Origin of the sequence: Butyrivibrio hungatei (assembly GCF_900101605.1) — a bacterium.
In the GTDB taxonomy this organism is placed as follows: Bacteria; Bacillota; Clostridia; order Lachnospirales; family Lachnospiraceae; genus Butyrivibrio; species Butyrivibrio hungatei_B.
In genome coordinates this window covers 141,751-161,741 of record NZ_FMUR01000006.1, presented here as the reverse complement: position 1 = coordinate 161,741, position 19,991 = coordinate 141,751, and the positions used below count along the sequence as shown (strand labels likewise).

Here is a 19,991-nt window from a genome sequence, read left to right as displayed (position 1 = left end):
CATTTCTTGTCGGTGGGCTATCGCCAAGCGGTAAGGCAACGGACTCTGACTCCGTCATTACGTAGGTTCGAATCCTACTAGCCCAGCTATATTGAGAGAAGCGAGATTGGAGACAATCTCGCTTTTACTTTTTATCGGGAGAAACGTATGTATACATTTGAATCGAAGATAAGATACAGCGAAATAGACAGAAGCGGAGAACTCACGCTTGAGTCCCTTATAGATTATTTTCAGGATTGCTCGACATTTCAGACACAGGATGGACCGGCATCAATGGAATACCTCAGGGACAAGGGGATTGTATGGGTTCTTTCGTCATGGCAGATTGTTGTGAACAGATATCCCAAACTGTGTGAGGATGTTGTGATCGGTACGGTTCCGTACGATATGAGAGGCGCTATCGGATACAGAAATTTCTTCATGGACACAAAGGATGGGGAGAGACTTGCCGTAGCAAATTCGATTTGGACACTTGTGGATATAGAAAAAGGTTTTCCCAGTAGAATAACGGATGAAATTTTAAAAGCTTATCCCATTGAACCCAAAATTGAAATGGAGTATGAGGGCAGAAAAATTGAAATTCCGGAAGATGAAGAAAAATTCTGGGGAGAAGAGATACAGGTTAAGAGGCACAACCTTGATACCAACAATCATGTAAATAATGGACAGTATGTCAGGATAGCAATGGACTGTCTTCCCAAAAGAGATCTGAAAGTTGTTGCAATGCGTGCGGAGTACAAAAAGCAGTCAAGACTGGGAGATGTTCTTTGCCCTGTTGTTATTACCGGCAAAAAAGGTCATAATGATAAGTACATAGTAAGTCTTAACGGAGAAGACGGAAAACCCGTATGCGTGGTTGAACTTGTCGTTTCATGATACGGGAATGCATTTTTAGAGAAATAATATGACATTGCAGAAATGAGCACTGCATATACCATGAGGACGGAGGGACATAAATGATAAAACTTGGAGAAAAACAGGAACTTGAAATAATAAAGAAAGTTGATTTTGGCGTATATCTTGCTGAAAAGAGCGGAAGTGACGAAAAAGTTCTTTTGCCCGGAAAGCAGGTACCTGAAGGATGCGATATAGGAAGCAGATTGGAAGTGTTTATTTACAAGGATTCCGATGACAGACTTATCGCAACGACCAAAACACCTAAGATAATGCTTGGCGACGTTCGTATGCTCAAGGTAAAAGAAACGAGCAAAATCGGAGCGTTTATGGACTGGGGACTTGAAAAGGACGTTCTTTTGCCTTTTAAGGAGCAGACAAGAAAGGTAAAAGCCGGTGAAGAAGTCCTTTGTGCAATGTACATAGATAAGAGTAGCAGACTTTGTGTTACTATGAATGTATATAATTATCTTTTGGATAAGAGTCCTTATTCCAAAGATGATAAGGTTATTGGAACGATTTATGAATTAAGTGACAACTTTGGAGCATTTGTTGCGGTTGACGATATTTATTCGGGACTTATTCCAAAGAAGGAATTGTACGGAAATATTGAGATCGGAAGCACCGTAAATGCCAGAGTTGTATCGGTGAGGGAAGACGGAAAACTCAATCTGAGCATTAGGGAAAAGGCTTATCTTCAGATGGATACTGATGCGGAGAAGCTTCTTGATATGCTTGAAAAGGGCGGCGGAAAGATTCTTTTTAATGATAAAGCCGCACCTGCGCTTATTCGCGAAAAGACCGGTATGAGTAAGAACGAGTTCAAAAGAGCTGTAGGCAGACTCCTCAAAGAGGGCAAGATTGAGATTAAACCGGATTCAATTGTGAGGAAATAAAATATGAGGATGGATTACAAAAAAGCAAACGTAGCGTTCTTTTTCATGGTATTGTCAACGTTTGTGATTATGGTTTACATTTCTTTTTGGCAGGCGTTTACTGGAAGGGCGCTTTCACTTCCGGCAAATAACGCTCTTTGTGAGCTGATGATACTCATTCCTGCTGTTTCGGTCATAATGTACAGCGGTGAGGGAATGTGGTCTGTTATACCGTTCAAGAAGGTAAAGATCGGCTCGGCAATATTGTCGGTGCTTTATGTTATTACGTTGTTTCCACTTGTTGCGTTCGTAAATGCGATATCCATGCTGTTTGTGGATAATGCGGTGGCATCCGTAAGCAATCAGATAATTGAACATCCGGTTGTGTTGATGCTTGCTTCAATAGGCTTATTCGGACCGTTTGTTGAAGAGATAGTATTCAGAGGCGTTATCTATCAGAGTTACAGAAGAACAGGCAGAATACTTGCATCAATGATCCTATCGGCTGTTCTCTTTGGAATGATGCATCTTAACTTTAATCAGTTTGCATACGGCGCTGTTATGGGATTTATGTTTTGTCTCATGGTTGAAGCGACAGGTAGCGTCCTACCGTCGTTTATAGCACATGCGGTTTTTAACTCCATTGAAGTTATTTCGATATATGTGGGATCGGGTACAGCAGAGGAAATAGAAGATAGCGAGGGCGTAATGTCACAGTTTTTCCCCAATATGTCGGAAGGCGTGTATCTTGTGATCTTGTTGTGTGTACTGTGCGTGGCGGCTGTTATATCTACCGCAATTGCTATTATCATTGTTAATAAGATGGCGGCTATTGAAGGTAGAAAGAGTTATCTCGATAATTTGAAATTCCGTAAGAAGAATCAGGATCCGAACGTCATGAATGTTGCGGGAGAGGTTAAGGTTGCAGAAAAAAAGCAGTCTCTTTTCACCGCTCCTCTTGTGATCGTCATGATCTTGGCGATATGCTTTATGTTCTACAGCGCTGTGGCTTTGCAGGGCGTTTGATAAAATTCTCAAAAGAAACATGATAAGAAATAAAAGATGCCCGTAGCTCAAAGCCACGGGCAAGTTTTCTGATGGCGTATTTCACAGGCTTATATCGATATTTGAACCGATATTTGGGTTAACGGAAGTCTCCGATACAGATTCGATACCTGCGATCATATTCTGGCCGGCAGCTTCCATTGTGTCCAGATTCTTGGATAGCATTGCTACACCAACATCTGTAAGGACTCGATTTTGAGATAGAGCCATCGATAAGGAAGGTATGTCCATATAGCACCTCCTGTTTTAGTGTATAGAACACTTTTTCTTATTCTGTATATCGATAATATTACATCAAAAATTTAGCATTATTTCAAATAATATGCTACCAAAAAGAGTAATCTTTTTTGGTAATATTGACGAGCAAAACAAAAAAATGTACAAAAAATGGCATGTTAAAGGTAGATTTTATTGTACATATATATTAAAATGGCTATGTATATTATTCAGCGGCCGGAAGGCTGCGGAAAGAGTGGCAAATGATTTCAAATCAAATTCTCCAAAACACAATTGACGGACTAAAGAACATAGCACACGTTGAGCTATATGTTCTGGATATTGATGGAAAGGAAGTTGCGGCTACATCACAGGAAATCGGTAATGTTGCGGCTGTTGCCAGAGATTTTGTGAAGTCTCCGGCAGATTCACAGGAGATACAGGGATATCAGTATTTTAAGATATATGACGAACAGCAGCTTGAATATATTCTGATCTGTACGGGAACCGGCGAAAATATCTATATGCTCGGTAAGATGATCGCGTACCAGATTCAGAGTCTGCTTGTCGCGTACAAAGAGCGTTTTGACAAGGATAACTTTATCAAGAACCTTTTGCTTGATAACCTTCTTCTTGTTGATATATACAGTAGGGCAAAGAAGCTTCATATTCAGTCGGATGCGAAGAGAATCGCAATGATCGTTGAGACATCAAGCGGAAGAGACAGCAATGCGCTTGAACTTGCGAGAACTCATTTCGGAAATGCAAATGACTTTGTGACCGAAGTTGATGAAGACAACATCATAATCGTCAAGGATGTAAACGATTATACGAAACCGTCGGACATTTCTAAGATTGCTGAAGAGATGATAGCAACTCTTACGAAGGACGGGCTCACGGGAGTGAGAATAGCTTACGGTACGGTTGTCGGTGAGATCAAAGAGGTCAGCAGATCGTACAAGGAAGCGAAGATGGCGCTGGATGTAGGCAAGATCTTTTTTGACGAAAGAAAGGTTATCTGCTACAGCGAACTTGGAATCGGAAGACTTATCTATCAGCTTCCCATTCCGCTCTGCAAGATGTTTATCAAAGAAATCTTTGGCGGAAGGAACCCTGATGATTTCGATCAGGAGACACTTACGACCATTGATAAGTTCTTTGAGAACAGTCTTAACGTATCGGAGACTTCAAGACAGCTTTTCATTCACAGAAACACACTCGTTTACAGACTTGATAAGTTGCAGAAGAGTACAGGGCTTGACTTGAGGGTATTTGATGATGCGATAACCTTTAAGATAGCACTTATGGTTGTCAGATACATGAAATACATGGACAGAATTTCATAATCCTATTTTGGGTGATAGGATAATTTTTAACACAAATTTCGGGGAGATGCTATGGAAAAAGGATTTAGAAAGACGAAATCGGGTAGGCAGATACCCGAAGGCGAGGTTATTACCCTCGAACATGTGACAAAGTCGTATTCATCGGGTGCGCCGGCACTTAACGACGTCAGTCTTCACATTAAAAAAGGTGAGTTTGTATTTATTGTGGGAGATAGCGGATCCGGTAAATCTACGCTCATTAAGCTTCTTTTGAGAGAGCTTGTTCCTACAAACGGTGAAATTACAGTTTTGGGTTATAACCTGAATAAGATTAAGCACAGTAAGATTCCAAAGTTTAGGCGTAATCTCGGAATAGTGTTCCAGGATTTCAGACTTCTCAAGGACAGGAATGTATATGAAAATGTAGCATTCGCCCAGAGAATTGTTCAGACATCCACAAGGGAAATAAAAAGAAATGTTCCTTCTATACTTGCGACAGTTAATCTTGCGGGCAAGTATAAGAGCAAGATTAATCAGTTATCCGGAGGAGAGCAGCAGAGAGTTGCTCTTGCAAGAGCGCTTATCAATAAGCCAACGATTCTTTTGGCCGATGAGCCGACCGGAAATCTTGACCCCAATAACTCATGGGAAATAATGAAGCTTATGGAAAAGATCAATGAAAGTGGCACAACTGTTATTGTCGTTACACACAACAGGGAAATAGTAAATGCCATGAAGAAGCGAGTTGTAACCATGAAAAAGGGTGTTATCATAGAAGACGAGGAAGAAGGTACATACATCGATGAGGATTAATAGTTTCTTTTATACCATTGGACAGGGATTTAAGAACTTAGGTAGAAACAAATGGTATACTCTTGCTTCTATTGCAACAATAGGTGCATGTCTATTCCTGTTTGGTCTGGTTTTTTCAATAATCAATAACATTCAATACTTTGTTCATACGGCAGAGGAAGGTGTTTCTGTCACAGTTTTCTTTAACGAGGGAGTGAACGAAGATCAGATCCTTGCTGTAAAGTCGGATCTTGAAAAACGTCCCGAAGTCAGAGAAATTAATTATATAGATCCCGAAGCGGCATGGGAAGATTTCAAGAAGGATTACATCGGTGAGTATACAGACGGATTTACCGAGAATCCTCTTGCAGATTCAGCCAGCCTTGAGATTTATCTTAATGATGTTTCAATGCAGGCGGCGCTTGTTACATACATAGAGCACATTGACGTTGTAAGAACGGTCAACAGATCGGAGATTACCGCTGACACACTTAGCGGACTCAATAAGCTTATGGCATATGTTTCAATGGGAATTATAGTAATTCTCCTGCTTGTTTCAATTTTCCTTATCAGCAATACGGTAACTATGGGTATCGCTGTAAGAAAAGATGAGATAAACATCATGAAATATATCGGAGCGACGGATTTCTTTGTAAGAGCGCCTTTCGTGGTGGAAGGTATCATTATCGGAATCATAGGCTCGCTCATACCTTTGCTGATTCTCTATTATGTTTACGGTAGCGCGATTGATTATGTTCACACCCAGTTTGCAATGCTTTCAAATATCTTGCCGTTCCTGCCTGTTGAAAAGATATACAACGAACTGGTTCCCATATCTATGGCAATAGGAATCGGAATAGGCTTCCTGGGTAGCTTCACGACAGTTAGAAAACACTTACACGTGTGATCAGATGATTAGAAGGAAGATCAGATAAGTTGAAAAGATTACAAAAAGGCACGCTTAAATGGTTATTTCGAGTGCTGGCTTGTATCATGATCTTGATATTTACTTTTGAAGCCAATGGGATTATAGTGTCGGCAGAGGTTACGGAAGAAAGTATTAAAGCAAAAAAAGATCAGATCAAAAAGCAGAAAGAACAGCGCGATAGCCTGAATACAGCGAAGACCGATCTTGAAAAATTAAAACAGGGGCTTGAAAAAAACAAGTCGGACCTAAAAAAATATATTTCAGAACTTGATGCTTCCTTGACAGAAATACAGAAGAAGATAGATGCTCTTAATGACACCATTGGGAAAAAAGAAGCAGAGATTAAGAAAACGGCTGAAGACTTAGAAGAGGCTGAACGTACTCAGGAAGCTCAATATGAAGCCATGAAGAAGCGAATAAAGTTCATGTACGAGCGAGGAGATAAGCTTTATTTTGAGCTTTTTGTAGGCACGGGCAATTTTTCTGATATGCTTAATAAGGCTGAGTATATTGAGATGATCGCAGCTTATGACAGGAAAAAGCTTAACGAGTATGTGGCGACTACTGAGCTTATAGCGCTTAATAAGCAGGCTCTTGAAGAAGAAAAAGAAACTCTCGATCTGGCAAAGTCAAACAAAGAGGAAGAAGAAGGAAAAATGCAGACTCTTATTGACGCCAAGGGAGTTGAGCTCAATAACGTATCTACGGATATTAAGAGCAAGGAGGCTGCCATCGCTGAGTATGAGGCGGAGATAAAGGCCGAGAACGCGACGATTGCCGCTCTTGAAAAAGAAGTGGCTGCGGATGAGGCCGCGTTAAACAGCAGGCATAAGTATGACGGCGGAATGTTTACATTTCCTTGTCCGAATTATACCAGAGTATCCGATGAGTTTGGAATGAGAATACATCCTACGCTTGGGATAAGCAAGATGCATAACGGCGTGGATTTTGCAGCACCTGCAGGCTCGGCCATTTTAGCGGCTTATGCCGGAACGGTGGTTGCCGCCGACTATAACGGAACGATGGGTAATTATATAATGATCAATCATGGTGACGGTCTTTATACAATATACATGCATTGTTCGGCATTGTATGTTTCCAAAGGACAGGATGTCACTGCCGGAGCCAGGATTGCTGCAGTAGGTTCGACCGGAAGATCGACAGGTAACCATCTTCATTTCGGAGTAAGACTTAACGGAGCGTATGTTAGTCCATGGAATTATCTAAAATAAAATCGGACAGGAGATAAAAAACATTGGAAAACGAAAATATCGAGAACAATGTGCCGGTAAGTGAGCCGGCAAGTAAAGACACGGAAGCGGATAAGATGCTCAAAAGAAGATTTATAAGCGGAATGCTTATAGGAGCACTTTGTGCAATGTTTGTATTTTTTGCAGGTGCGATCTTCTTTATCTTAACAAACGGAGTTCATGCCGGCGGACAGAATGAAAACGGAGTCTTGAACAGCGAAACTGTAAAAAAGGTTAAAATGCTTGAGAATCTTGTTGATACCAATTACTACAAGGACGATGTGGATAAGAGCACAGAGGCTGAGGGAATCTACAAGGGACTTATAGAATCTTTGGGAGACCCCTATTCTGTTTATTACACTGCGGATGAACTTGAAGAACTCAAGGCCGTGACTAAGGGTGTTTATTACGGAATCGGTGCATATGTCGGAATGGATCAGGAAAAAAATGTGCCTGTGATAACAGGCATCATGGAAGGAAGCCCGGCTGCCGACTCAGGACTTATGGAAGGTGATATCATCGCTGAAGTCAACAAGGAAAGCATACAGGGACTTACTCTTGATGAAGTTGTTGCAAAGATCAAGGGTGAAAAAGGTACTTCCGTGCATCTTACTCTGATAAGAGACGGATCCGTAGATAACGTTGAAGTCGATGTTATCAGAAATGAGATACAGGTACCGACAGTTACGACCGAACTTCTTAAGGACGGAATCGGATATCTTAAGATTTCTGAGTTTGACGAGATTACAACAGATCAGTTCACAGAGGGTCTTGCTGAGCTTCGCGCAAGCGGTATCAAGGGACTTATGATCGATCTTAGAAGTAATCCCGGAGGAAACCTCGTAACAGTTTGTGATATTGCCAGACAGCTCCTTCCGAAAGGAAATATTGTATATACCGTGGACAGAGAAGGCAATAAGCAGGATTATACCTGTGACGGAACACGTCAGATAGATATTCCGGTTGTTGTTCTTATCAACCAGTATTCGGCAAGTGCTTCAGAGATACTTGCGGGTGCAATCAAGGATTACGGAATCGGTAAACTTGTAGGTGTTAAGACATTCGGAAAAGGAATCGTTCAGAGCGTATTCGATCTTAATGACGGAACCGCTGTTAAACTTACGGTAAGCGATTACTATACTCCAAACGGATATAACATCCACGGAATAGGAATCGAACCTGATGTAGAGGTTGAACTTGATATTGAAAAGGCTCAGAGAGACAAGATTGACAATCAGAAAGAGAAGGCAATCGAAGTCATGAAGGAGCTTATTGACAAATAAAAAAATAAATAGTATTATCTTGACCTGTGCTAATTCTATAGCACAGGTTTTTTCTTACTCATTTCGAGTATTATTTCCATTTTTGAAAGCAGGGAAGTTATGAAAGTCAAAGCGTGTATTTACACCGATGCGGGTAAAAGCCGTAAGGTAAATCAGGATTCGGTGCTGGTAAAAGTTGCAAATTCAGAGAAGCTTGGAAGGATTTCTTTTGTCGCAGTATGTGACGGAATGGGAGGTCTGCCTAAGGGAGAGGTTGCAAGCTGCAAAGTGGTCAGGTCGCTTGAAAACTGGTTTCATGAGGAATTGTCTCTGATGCAGGATCTTGAAACAGAAAGATTATGGGACGTTATAGAAGTGTCGTGGAGAAGACTGATCGCCAAGATAAGCGGTGAGCTTAGGCGATATGCAAGACACAGGAAGATTGATCTAGGGACGACACTCACAGCTCTTTTGCAGATAGGCGACAGGTACATGCTCATGAATATCGGGGATTCCAGAATTTATGTTGCATCAAAGGGAGAAGTTATAAAGCTTACAAAAGATCACAGCGTTTTGCAAAAGAAGCTGGATGAAGGAAAAATAACCGAAAAAGAAGCGTTAAATGACAGGGAAAAGAGCGTTCTATTAAGGTGCCTCGGTTCAATGAAAACTGCCGAGCCCGATATAACGCGGGGAGTTATTAAAAATGACTCGACCGTGATCGCATGCTCTGACGGATTTTGGAGAACAATGGAAAAGACGGAGCTTTACAGCATGCTTTGTCCGCAAATGTGCGTTACATCGGAAGATATGCTTGATGCATGCAAAAAACTTGTAAAGAAAGCATACGACAGGAATGAAACGGACAACATATCCGTCGCGGCACTCTGCATGGAGCTTGGCGCATGAAAGATTTAAAGAGATATAAGATATTAAAGAAAATAGGTGAAGGCGGAACAAGCGAAGTCTATGCGGCTTTTGATAAGCGTACGGGTAAAAAGGTGACGGTTAAGGTGCTTAAAGAAAGTGGAAAAGGCTTTTTTAAGGAAAGAGCATCTATGGAAAACGAGGCGTTGATGCTGAAAAGCCTAAAACACAGCGGAGTGCAGAAACTCATAGACTATGGCGAAGGCTTCATGGTCTTACAGTATATTTCGGGATGCAGTATTTCTGAAAAGCTTAGGGTGAACGGAGTTTTTTCCGAGAAAGAAACAGTTGAGATCGCGATTGAACTTATAAGGATACTTAAGTATCTGCACGGTCTGAAAGAACCTGTGATATACAGGGATCTCAAGCCTGCAAATATAATTATAGGCAGAGACGGCAAGGTATATCTTATCGACTTCGGAGCAGCGAGGATTTACAGAAAGGGCGAAAAGTCTGATACATCATATCTTGGAACGGTGGGATTTGCGGCGCCCGAACAGTACGGAACTCTTGGACAGACAAGCCCAAAGACGGATATATACTGTTTTGGCATGACTCTTTTGCAGATGACAACGGGAATAGATATCAAGAATGAAGCGGCTCTTGAAAACTTTAAGCTAAACGGCGCAACAGGGCTTTCTGAGGAATTTGCGAAGATAATAAATAAATGCATAAAGCCGGGACGCGATGACAGGTTCAGATCTTGCAGCGAGATAGAGAAAGCTCTTTTGGACAGCATTGTAAAAAGAAAACGTGGCATTGTGATCAGATACATGAAGAGAAGTCTTGTCGCAGCTACCTTGTCTGCAATGGTGTCGATGGCAATCATGTATGCGGAACCTGTCAAGAACTACGTTGAGAGTGATGCCAGGGAGCGAGTGCCTGCATTTAAAGGGCGATTATATAATGCAAAAGAGAGAATAGCGGAATTTATTGATAAAGAATTTTTTCAGGAGGGAAAATGATTATTTTTTTATATACATTTGGAGTGATATTCGTTGGAATTATGATGATAATCGGAGTTGCCGGCCTTCTTAAAAAAGGCGTCGCAAAGCCTGAGATTTCTGAAGGGGATGCAACCGCCGCAATGTGCACGACACAGCTTCTGGAACATATAGACAATAAGAGAAACTCCTTGTGCGATGATTTTGTAATAGAGCAGGACATGGTCTATACATATGATTCGTTTAATCTTTGATTGTAATATGATAGAATATACTGTGTTGATTTCATACTTAGGATTATGGAATACTAAAAGAAAACACGAGGATGTTTATGGATATTTCAGTAGTTATTCCTGTATACGGATGCAGGGAGGCAGTACCCGAACTATATAAGAGGCTTGTTGCGACTCTTGAAAAAGCAGGGAAATCTTTTGAGATAATCATGGTGGACGACCATTGTCCGCAAAAATCATGGGAAGAAATCGAGAAAATATGCACCAATGATAAGCGCGTTGTTGGAATCAAACTTTCGAGGAATTTTGGACAGATGCGTGCTATTACAGCAGGACTTGAGAAATCTGTCGGCGATCTTGTTGCGGTTATGGACTGCGACCTTCAGGACAGACCTGAGTTTTTACCGCTTTTTTTGGACAAGATTGACGAAGGTTACGATATCGTATATTCCAAGCGAAAAGACAGAAAGGATACCTTTATAGTAAAGGCATTATCAAGATCTTTTTACGCCGTTTATAATAAACTTTCAGATATGAAGTATGACTTTGAGGTGGGAAACTACAGCATTGCGAAAAGGAAAGTAGTGGACTCTTTTCTTAAGATGAAAGAGCAGAACAGAGACTATATCATGTTTCTTATGTGGCTTGGCTACAATGATACAACTATCGGGCTTGAGTCGGATGAAAGATTTGCGGGAAAGTCATCTTATACTTTCAGTAAAAAAGTTAATCTTGCTATCAGCCTTATTACCGCACAGTCCAATAAGCCGTTGTTTATGGCGGTTAAGCTGGGATTTGCACTTTCATGTGCGGCATTTTTGTATTTGAGCTATCTTGTTATCAGATATTATGTTGTAAAAGATTTTGATATGGGTTGGCCTTCGGTTGTTGCTTCGATATACATGATGGGCGGACTTATGCTGAGCGCATTGGGAATAGTCGGGATATATATCGGAAATATCTTTTCCGAAAGTAAAGGAAGACCTATTTATATTATTGACGAAATGCTAAACCGGCACGAAGAGGAGTAATACATGAAAAAACTGGCGATCATCGGCGCTTCATATCTTCAGAATCCGCTGATTTTAAAGGCAAAAGAAATGGGACTTGAAACTCATGTGTTTGCATGGGGCGTTGGAGATGTAGGAGAAGCTACGGCCGATTTCTTTTATCCGATAAGTATTGTTGAAAAAGAAGCTATCTGTGAGAAGTGCAAAGAGATTGGAATTGACGGAATATGCAGTATTGCATCGGATCTTGCAATGGTGACTGTAAATTATGTTGCCGATAAGATGGGGCTTTCGGGTAATTCGATTTCATGCACGTATAAGTCGACCAATAAGTTTGCAATGAGAAATGCCCTTACGGAAAAGAATGTTCCTTGTCCTAAATATGTTTTGGCCGATGATTCGGTAAATGTTGATGAGCTTGGGCTGGAATATCCGATAATCGTTAAGCCGACGGACAGATCGGGAAGCAGAGCAGTTACAAAGCTTAGCTCAAAGTCGGGAATCATGGCTGCGATAGCATCTGCAAGAGATGTGAGCTTTGAGAAGACTGCGATCATTGAAGAGTTTGTTGAGGGAAAAGAGTATAGCGTAGAATGTATCTCGTATAACGGGAAGCATACGCTTCTTGCTGTGACTGAGAAGTTTACCACGGGAAGCCCGAATTTCATCGAGACAGGACATTTTGAGCCTGCACCTGTCGGCGCCGAGACTTATGAAAATATCAGAAAAGTTATATATAATGCGCTTGATGCGCTCGAGATTGAGAATGGTGCGTCTCATTCCGAGATACTGATCCGCGAAGACGGCGTTATAAAGATTGTCGAGATAGGCGGAAGAATGGGCGGAGACTGCATCGGAAGTTCACTTGTGCATCTGACTACGGGAATTGACTTTGTAAAAGCAGTCATTGATGTTGCGCTTGGAAATGAACCCGATATTACGCCCGGTAGCAAGCACAAAGCCGCAGGGATCAAATTTGTTTTTGGCCGCGAAGATGCTGATTATTGTCAGGAGATTTGTTCAAAATATCAGGATCTTGTTATTGAGAGTAGTGTTGAAGAGATTACCGACAGAAAAGTTGTGGACAGCTCTTCCAGATTTGGATATTTCATTGTTGCGGGCAATGATGCGAAGCTGGTTCGTGACATTGTGTCGAGGTAAGCCAAGGAAGCCAAGGGGACGGTTCATCTGTCTTCTCGCAAAAGCTGAGAAGACAGATGAACCGTCCCCTTGGCTTCTCAACCTTGACTTGGTATGGCTGATACTGAAATTACAGATTAAACGAACATGTGTTTGAAAAAGTTATAGACGCATGATTTATGAGATGGTATACTGAAACAGCAGTATATCATCTCTTTTTTCTTTTTGCGAAAGATGTACTGTTGAGAGGGAAAAATAATGGATTTCAAATTACACTCTGAATTTAAACCTACAGGTGACCAGCCACAAGCCATAGAGGAGCTTGTTAAGGGGTTTAAGGAAGGTAACCAGTTTCAAACACTTCTGGGCGTTACAGGTTCCGGAAAGACGTTTACTATGGCAAACGTTATTGCGGCGCTTAATAAACCTACGCTTATTATAAGTCATAACAAAACTCTTGCAGGTCAGCTCTATGGCGAGATGAAAGAATTCTTTCCGGAAAACGCCGTAGAGTATTTTGTGTCCTACTATGACTATTATCAACCGGAAGCATATGTTCCTCAAACAGATACTTATATTGCAAAAGATTCTTCGATTAATGATGAAATTGATAAGTTGAGACTCTCTGCAACGGCATCACTTTCTGAGAGGAAGGACGTTATTGTTGTTGCCAGTGTATCTTGCATATATGGACTGGGAAGTCCCGATGAATTCAAGGGAATGTCAATCTCACTTAGACCCGGAATGCAGAAGGACAGAGACAAGACGATAGAAGAGCTTGTTGCTATACAGTATACGAGAAACGATCTTGAGCTCGGAAGATGCAATTTCAGGGTAAGGGGCGATACGATAGAGGTTTTTCCTGCAAATGCGGATGATTATCTGATAAGGATTGAGTTTTTTGGCGACGAGATAGACAGGATTACTGAGATTGAGCCTGTTACGGCCAAGGTCAGAAACGAACTTTCACACGTTATGATCTATCCCGCTTCGCACTATGTTGTACCTCAAGAGAAGATAAACATGGCGTGCGTGGAGATAGAGAAGGAACTTGAAGAACAGATCAAGTTCTTTAAGGGTGAGGACAGGCTTATTGAAGCTCAGAGAATATCGGAGAGAACCAATTTTGATATAGAGATGCTGAAGGAAACGGGCTTTTGCTCGGGAATCGAGAATTATTCAAGGCATCTTAATTTTATGGCGCCGGGAGAACCTCCGCTTACACTTTTGGACTTCTTTGACAGGGATTTTTTGATAATAGTGGATGAGTCGCATATGACTATACCGCAGGTCGGTGCCATGTATCATGGAGACAGGAGCAGGAAACTGACTCTTGTTGATTACGGATTCAGACTTCCGTCGGCGCTCGATAACAGACCTCTTAATTTTGAAGAGTTTGAATCACATATAGATCAGATGCTCTTTTGCTCCGCTACTCCCGGTAAATATGAGGAAGAACATGAACTTTTGAGAGCAGAGCAGGTTATAAGACCTACGGGGCTTCTCGATCCGGAGATTTCTGTGCGTCCGGTCGAGGGACAGATTGACAATCTAATCGGTGAGATCCGAAAAGAAATAGACAAGAAAAATAAGGTTCTTGTCACTACACTCACAAAGAGAATGGCTGAGGATCTGACAGAGTACCTTGCAGAGTCCGGAATAAGGGTAAAATACCTTCATTCAGACATAGATACGCTTGAAAGAGCAGAGATAATCAGAGATATGCGTCTTGATGTCTTTGATGTTCTTGTTGGAATCAACCTTTTGAGAGAGGGACTTGATATTCCGGAAATCTCACTTGTTGCGATAATAGATGCGGATAAAGAGGGATTTCTTCGTTCGGAGACATCGCTTATTCAGACAATAGGGCGTGCTGCGCGTAACGCGGAAGGCCACGTCATAATGTACGCCGATAACATGACTGATTCAATGAAGAAAGCCATTGATGAAACGGCGAGAAGACGTAAGATACAGGAAGAATACAATAAGGAACACGGAATAACTCCGCAGACCATAAAGAAGGCGGTAAGAGAACTTATCGCAGTTACAAAGGCTATTGCCAAGGAAGAGGTTAAATTTGAAAAAGATCCTGAGGCAATGGATAAGGATGAACTTGAGAAACTTATCGGACAGGTTCAGAAGAAGATGAAACGTGCCGCTACAGAGTTGGATTTTGAGACTGCGGCGACACTCAGAGATCAAATGATAGAACTTAAGAAGATTTACAACGATCTGACGGAAGGAAAATAACTGACAATAGGTGGGGAGACTTGTATGGAAAAAGATGTTGTAAAAAGAAGCGCAATATGTTTTGCGGTATCAATGCTATGGACAATCGCAGTTGGTTCATATATCAGTAAAACTGATGTTGTGGCAGTGGGAGATATGGTACTGTTTTTTGCATTTTTCATATTGACGATGCAAGAAAAACTGTATTGTAAGATACTGAATCCTAACAAAAGGGATATTGTTATATCCGCATTTTTTTCATTACTTTTATTGGTTGGAAAGACAATATACACAGAGCATGATCTGATGTCATTTTGTACCCATCCGTTTTATAATTTGGTGATTTTTGTTGTGACAGCCCATTTATTGGCAGTGTTTACACCATATGTCTTGGAAACATTGTATTCTTCGTTTTCCGGGAAGCTACCGGAAATAGGGCTGGGAAGAAAGCAACTTATAGTATTTTTCGCAATCGTAACGATTCTTGATGTAGTAGCTTTTCTGGTATTTTTTCCGGGAGTGGGTACGTATGATTACTTTACAATTTATTTTCAGGCAATAGGGGAACGTTCGCTTGATAATCAGCAGCCGATCTTTTATACGATTTTCTGGAAAGCGCTGTTTTATGTGGCAAACCTGCTTCACAACATATATATGGCTAATGTGATCTATTCGATAATCCAGATAGTTGTCGTAAATATCACATTTTGCTATGTACTGACCTGGCTGAGAAAGAAAAAAGCTCCTTCGGTTTTAATTCTGCTTTCGGGGATATACTATATCATCAACCCGATTTTTTGGCTTTTTTCATTTGTTACAACAAAGGATGTATATTTCGGATGCTGCTTAATAGTATTTTTAACATCGCTTTATGATTTGATGACTACGGAGAAAAGGGCATTTACATGCTTTATCAGTTGTTTGCTTGCATGCTTTTTCAGAAACAATATGATATATGCGATGGTTGTCTTATTCTTAATGGTGATTATTATTGCACCTGCACGGATAAAAAAGCTTGAGCTTATCAGTATTTTGCCGGCTCTTATAATATCGATCGTTACACCTGTCGTTGTTTATCCGGCCTTTGACATTCATTATACCGATTCGTCAGAATTTCTTTCAATACCGATTCAGCAGATCGCCGCAGTATATGCCAAGGAGGGATGTTTTAGCGAAGAAGAGAAAGCAACAATTAATGAATATCTTTCTTGTGTTGATGAATATAATTACCGCTTTGCGGATCCGGTAAAAAACTCATTGAATAATGGGCTTTATGACGAAAACAAGGAACCTTTCTGGGATATATATTTTAAGGGATTGAAGCGCAGTCCGATCACATATTTATGCGCTGCACTTGATACAAATGTAGAACTGTGGTACCCCGCATCAACCGGAAATGATGAGTTTGCCCAAAGAGAATATGTTGAAATCGGATTATATCCTGATTATTTCAGCGGTAGTGCAGATGCATATTATACTCATGGCATTTTTGAAATTATTCGCCCTTTTTATTATGCGATGGCAAGACTGGAAAGTAAGCTGAGCAATTTGCCTCTTATAAGTAATTTCCTGTCTTTGTCATTCCCGTTTTACAGCATGGTACTTTGCCTGATCATAATGATAAGAAGAGGAAAAAAATATGAGACTGTAATTCCGGTTGCGCTTTTGATACTGGAAGCAACATATTTACTTGGACCGGTTACTAATTACAGATATTTGCATCCGATGTATATTATGGTTCCGGTGTATTTTGCTATGGCGATAAAAAATAATGATGACAGTCAGGACAATGCAGCTGATAGTGTGAGCTGATTCTTGTGAAGGAAAAAGGATTAATGACAGGAGATAAACAGATGTCGGATAACAGCAGGATGACAAAAAAGAATACGACAGCAAAGAGAATACTTCCCACGGATATCCATGATTATATAAGGGTTCGTGGGGCGGATGAGCATAATCTTAAACATGTAAGCGTGAAGATACCTAGAGATACTTTGACCGTTTTTACGGGGCTTTCGGGATCGGGGAAATCTTCACTTGCTTTTGATACTATTTTTGCGGAAGGACAGAGACGATACATGGAGTCGCTCTCATCTTACGCGAGAATGTTCCTCGGACAGATGGATAAGCCTAATGTTGAGAGAATAGAAGGCCTTTCGCCGACAATTTCGATTGATCAGAAATCAACCAACAAGAACCCGAGATCGACTGTGGGAACGGTTACAGAGATTTATGATCACTTTAGACTTCTGTATGCAAGGATAGGTATACCGCATTGCCCGAACTGCGGACGTGAGATAAGAAGGCAGACCGTTGATGAAATGTGTGACCAGATCATGGCACTTGGTGACGGTACCAAGCTGCAGCTTCTTGCACCTGTAGTAAGAGGAAAAAAAGGTGAACACGCAAAGACTCTCGACAGAGCAAAAAGAGCCGGCTATGTAAGAGTCAGGATAGACGGAAGCCAATATGAGCTCTCGGAAGAAATTAAACTGGATAAGAATATTAAACACAGCATCGAGGTTATAGTTGACAGAATTGTCATAAGAGACGATAACGAGAACCTGAGGAAAAGACTTGCCGATTCAATAGAGAGCGCTTTGCAACTTGCTGACGGACTTCTTACAGTAGACGTAGTGGATGGAAAAGAGCTGAATTTCAGCCAGAATTTTGCGTGCCCTGATTGTGGCATCAGTATTCCTGAGATTGAACCGAGGAGTTTTTCGTTCAATAATCCTTTTGGTGCCTGTCCTGACTGTGCGGGACTCGGATATAAGATGGAATTTGACGAGGATCTTATGATCCCTGATAAGACTCTTTCCATAAATGACGGATGTATCGTTGTTATGGGATGGCAGTCCGCTAATAAGGAAGGAAGCTTTAGTAATGCGACGTTGAAAGCGCTTGCAAAAGCTTATAAGTTCAGCCTTGATACGCCTTTTTGCGACCTTTCGGAAAAGGTAAGGCATATGCTTATACACGGAGCTGACAAGACTGTCAATGTGCATTACAAAGGATCAAGAGGTGAAGGTGATTATCCGATTCTTTTTGACGGACTTATTAAGAATGTTGAGCAGAGATACAGAGAGACATTTTCGGAAACGGCGAAAGCCGAATATCAGGAGTTTATGAGAATTACGCCCTGTCAGCTGTGCGGCGGACAGAGGCTTAAAAAGGAATCGTTGGCGGTTACCATAGATGACAAGAACATCTATGAGATTACATCTATGTCTGTCGATGAACTGCAGAATTACCTTGAGAATCTTAAGCTGAGCGAGCATCAGGAGCTTGTCGGTGCACAGGTATTAAAGGAAATAAGAGCGAGAGTGGGATTCCTTGTGGATGTAGGACTTGGATATCTTTCTCTTTCAAGAGCGACGGGTACGCTTTCCGGAGGAGAGGCACAGCGTATAAGACTTGCAACGCAGATAGGGTCGGGGCTTTGCGGAGTATGCTATATTCTTGATGAGCCTAGTATCGGACTTCATCAGAGGGATAATGATAAGCTTCTAAACACTCTCAAGAATTTAAGAGATTTAGGAAATACTCTTATTGTCGTGGAACACGACGAAGATACTATGAGAGAGGCTGACTATATTGTTGATGTCGGACCGGGAGCAGGTTCCAGAGGTGGTAAGATTGTCGCTACGGGAACGGCTGAAGACATCATGAAAGTCAAAGAGTCTATAACGGGTCAATATCTTGCGGGTAAGCTCAAGATAGAAGTGCCGGAAACAAGAAGAGAACCAAAGGGCTGGCTTAAAGTGCTCGGTGCAAGTGAGAATAACCTTAAGAACATAGATATAGACGTTCCGCTGGGTGTACTTACGATAGTTACGGGCGTTTCGGGTTCCGGAAAGAGTTCTTTTGTCAATGAGATACTTTATAAACATCTTGCAAGAGACCTTAACAGAGCAAGATGCATCCCCGGAAAACACAAGGGGATAGAAGGACTTGATCAGGTTGATAAGGTTATTGCAATTGACCAGTCACCTATCGGAAGGACTCCGAGGTCAAATCCCGCGACGTATACGGGCGTATTTGACATGATAAGAGATCTTTTTGCAGGTACTCCCGACGCAAAAGCAAGAGGATACAAGAAGGGAAGATTTTCGTTTAACGTTAAAGGCGGACGATGCGAAGCCTGTGGCGGAGACGGAATCATCAAGATTGAGATGCATTTCCTTCCGGATGTATATGTTCCTTGTGAAGTCTGCGGAGGAAAGCGATACAACCATGAGACTCTGGAAGTCAGATACAAAGGAAAAAATATCTATGACGTTCTTGATATGACGGTTGAAGAAGCGCTTACTTTCTTTGAAAATGTAAGGACGATCAAAAGAAAGATACAGACACTTTATGATGTCGGACTTGGATATGTCAAACTTGGCCAGCCGAGTACGGAGCTCTCGGGCGGTGAGGCGCAGAGAATAAAACTTGCTACGGAGCTTAGTAAAGTCAGTACGGGAAAAACGGTATATATTCTTGATGAACCTACGACGGGACTTCACTTTGCCGATGTGCAGAAACTTGTAAAGATCATGCATGAGCTCGTTGAACAGGGGAATACGGTCGTTGTTATTGAGCACAACCTGGATGTGATAAAGACGGGAGATTACATCATAGATATGGGACCGGAAGGCGGTTCGGGAGGCGGAACCGTTGTTGCCTGTGGTACACCTGAAGAAGTAGCAAAGTGCAAAAAATCATATACCGGTGCATACATAAAACGTATGCTGAAGAAAAACTGAATATATATGCAGTTATCATTAAGTGAAAACGTGTTCTTATAAAAGTATAGAAATGTGCGTAATTTAGGCACTTGCGGCACTTTTATGAGAATATAAGGCTAAAATATGCACAATTTTTATTTGAGGCTTAAGTTTTGACAGTAAATGTCC

17 protein-coding genes and 1 tRNA gene are annotated in these 19,991 nt (G+C 41.4%); 17 read left to right on the top strand and 1 reads right to left on the bottom strand.

Going from position 1 to position 19,991, the window contains the following annotated elements; genetic code table 11:
• The first annotated feature begins 13 nt into the window (after positions 1–13).
• From BLP87_RS05550 to BLP87_RS05535, 4 genes are all read left to right on the top strand, one after another.
• A tRNA-Gln gene (locus tag BLP87_RS05550) sits at positions 14–86 on the top strand.
• Positions 87–147: 61 nt separating this feature from the next.
• A complete protein-coding gene (locus BLP87_RS05545) occupies positions 148–876 on the top strand; it encodes an acyl-[acyl-carrier-protein] thioesterase (protein WP_074461807.1) in 729 nt (242 codons plus the stop codon).
• A gap of 80 nt (positions 877–956) precedes the next feature.
• Positions 957–1,790: a CvfB family protein gene (locus BLP87_RS05540; RefSeq protein WP_074461806.1), complete on the top strand. Its 834-nt coding sequence runs from the start codon at positions 957–959 to the stop codon at positions 1,788–1,790.
• A gap of 3 nt (positions 1,791–1,793) precedes the next feature.
• A complete protein-coding gene (locus BLP87_RS05535) occupies positions 1,794–2,795 on the top strand; it encodes a CPBP family intramembrane glutamic endopeptidase (protein ID WP_074461805.1) in 1,002 nt (333 codons plus the stop codon).
• Between the two features lie 81 nt (positions 2,796–2,876).
• Here BLP87_RS05535 and BLP87_RS05530 read toward each other — a convergent pair whose 3' ends face one another.
• A complete protein-coding gene (locus BLP87_RS05530) occupies positions 2,877–3,065 on the bottom strand; it encodes a YjfB family protein (RefSeq protein ID WP_074461804.1) in 189 nt (62 codons plus the stop codon).
• Between the two features lie 248 nt (positions 3,066–3,313).
• Between BLP87_RS05530 and BLP87_RS05525 the strand changes: the two genes are divergently transcribed.
• The 13 genes from BLP87_RS05525 (at position 3,314) to uvrA (ending at position 19,841) form a co-directional block, all read left to right on the top strand.
• Complete coding sequence (locus tag BLP87_RS05525; RefSeq protein WP_074461803.1) at positions 3,314–4,396, top strand: PucR family transcriptional regulator; 1,083 nt, start codon at positions 3,314–3,316, stop codon at positions 4,394–4,396.
• A 51-nt stretch (positions 4,397–4,447) separates the two neighbouring features.
• Positions 4,448–5,188 (top strand): cell division ATP-binding protein FtsE, encoded by a 741-nt coding sequence (gene ftsE, locus BLP87_RS05520; protein WP_074461802.1) that lies wholly within the window; start codon positions 4,448–4,450, stop codon positions 5,186–5,188.
• Positions 5,178–6,074, top strand: a complete 897-nt coding sequence (gene ftsX, locus BLP87_RS05515) for a permease-like cell division protein FtsX (protein ID WP_074461801.1) — start codon at positions 5,178–5,180, stop codon at positions 6,072–6,074. Before ftsE ends, ftsX begins: the two co-directional genes overlap by 11 nt.
• Positions 6,075–6,103: 29 nt before the next feature.
• A complete protein-coding gene (locus BLP87_RS05510; protein ID WP_242871817.1) occupies positions 6,104–7,327 on the top strand; it encodes a murein hydrolase activator EnvC family protein in 1,224 nt (407 codons plus the stop codon).
• A gap of 23 nt (positions 7,328–7,350) precedes the next feature.
• A complete protein-coding gene (locus BLP87_RS05505) occupies positions 7,351–8,628 on the top strand; it encodes a S41 family peptidase (protein ID WP_083334493.1) in 1,278 nt (425 codons plus the stop codon).
• A 99-nt stretch (positions 8,629–8,727) separates the two neighbouring features.
• Positions 8,728–9,516 (top strand): PP2C family protein-serine/threonine phosphatase, encoded by a 789-nt coding sequence (locus BLP87_RS05500; protein WP_074461799.1) that lies wholly within the window; start codon positions 8,728–8,730, stop codon positions 9,514–9,516.
• Complete coding sequence (locus tag BLP87_RS05495) at positions 9,513–10,499, top strand: serine/threonine protein kinase (protein ID WP_074461798.1); 987 nt, start codon at positions 9,513–9,515, stop codon at positions 10,497–10,499. Before BLP87_RS05500 ends, BLP87_RS05495 begins: the two co-directional genes overlap by 4 nt.
• Entirely contained in the window at positions 10,496–10,732 is a 237-nt protein-coding gene (locus tag BLP87_RS05490; protein ID WP_074461797.1) for a hypothetical protein, read from the top strand. The genes BLP87_RS05495 and BLP87_RS05490 overlap by 4 nt, the downstream gene beginning before the upstream one ends.
• Positions 10,733–10,809: 77 nt before the next feature.
• Positions 10,810–11,742 (top strand): glycosyltransferase family 2 protein, encoded by a 933-nt coding sequence (locus BLP87_RS05485; protein ID WP_074461796.1) that lies wholly within the window; start codon positions 10,810–10,812, stop codon positions 11,740–11,742.
• A gap of 3 nt (positions 11,743–11,745) precedes the next feature.
• Positions 11,746–12,882, top strand: a complete 1,137-nt coding sequence (locus tag BLP87_RS05480) for an ATP-grasp domain-containing protein (protein WP_074461795.1) — start codon at positions 11,746–11,748, stop codon at positions 12,880–12,882.
• Between the two features lie 237 nt (positions 12,883–13,119).
• Positions 13,120–15,111, top strand: a complete 1,992-nt coding sequence (gene uvrB, locus BLP87_RS05475; protein WP_074461794.1) for an excinuclease ABC subunit UvrB — start codon at positions 13,120–13,122, stop codon at positions 15,109–15,111.
• 24 nt (positions 15,112–15,135) lie between these two features.
• A complete protein-coding gene (locus BLP87_RS05470) occupies positions 15,136–16,902 on the top strand; it encodes a DUF6020 family protein (RefSeq protein ID WP_074461793.1) in 1,767 nt (588 codons plus the stop codon).
• Positions 16,903–16,961: 59 nt separating this feature from the next.
• Entirely contained in the window at positions 16,962–19,841 is a 2,880-nt protein-coding gene (gene uvrA / locus BLP87_RS05465; protein ID WP_074461870.1) for an excinuclease ABC subunit UvrA, read from the top strand.
• Positions 19,842–19,991: the final 150 nt, after the last annotated feature.

Bases quoted from the DNA above. Each gene is read 5' to 3' on its own strand.
- BLP87_RS05540 (WP_074461806.1), top strand. From the start codon at position 957: ATGATAAAACTTGGAGAAAAACAGGAACTTGAAATAATAAAGAAAGTT.
- BLP87_RS05480 (WP_074461795.1), top strand. From the start codon at position 11,746: ATGAAAAAACTGGCGATCATCGGCGCTTCATATCTTCAGAATCCGCTG.
- BLP87_RS05525 (WP_074461803.1), top strand. From the start codon at position 3,314: ATGATTTCAAATCAAATTCTCCAAAACACAATTGACGGACTAAAGAAC.
- BLP87_RS05485 (WP_074461796.1), top strand. From the start codon at position 10,810: ATGGATATTTCAGTAGTTATTCCTGTATACGGATGCAGGGAGGCAGTA.
- BLP87_RS05530 (WP_074461804.1), bottom strand. From the start codon at position 3,065: ATGGACATACCTTCCTTATCGATGGCTCTATCTCAAAATCGAGTCCTT.
- BLP87_RS05490 (WP_074461797.1), top strand. From the start codon at position 10,496: ATGATTATTTTTTTATATACATTTGGAGTGATATTCGTTGGAATTATG.
- BLP87_RS05470 (WP_074461793.1), top strand. From the start codon at position 15,136: ATGGAAAAAGATGTTGTAAAAAGAAGCGCAATATGTTTTGCGGTATCA.
- ftsX (WP_074461801.1), top strand. From the start codon at position 5,178: ATGAGGATTAATAGTTTCTTTTATACCATTGGACAGGGATTTAAGAAC.
- uvrB (WP_074461794.1), top strand. From the start codon at position 13,120: ATGGATTTCAAATTACACTCTGAATTTAAACCTACAGGTGACCAGCCA.
- BLP87_RS05535 (WP_074461805.1), top strand. From the start codon at position 1,794: ATGAGGATGGATTACAAAAAAGCAAACGTAGCGTTCTTTTTCATGGTA.
- uvrA (WP_074461870.1), top strand. From the start codon at position 16,962: ATGACAAAAAAGAATACGACAGCAAAGAGAATACTTCCCACGGATATC.
- BLP87_RS05495 (WP_074461798.1), top strand. From the start codon at position 9,513: ATGAAAGATTTAAAGAGATATAAGATATTAAAGAAAATAGGTGAAGGC.
- BLP87_RS05545 (WP_074461807.1), top strand. From the start codon at position 148: ATGTATACATTTGAATCGAAGATAAGATACAGCGAAATAGACAGAAGC.
- BLP87_RS05500 (WP_074461799.1), top strand. From the start codon at position 8,728: ATGAAAGTCAAAGCGTGTATTTACACCGATGCGGGTAAAAGCCGTAAG.
- ftsE (WP_074461802.1), top strand. From the start codon at position 4,448: ATGGAAAAAGGATTTAGAAAGACGAAATCGGGTAGGCAGATACCCGAA.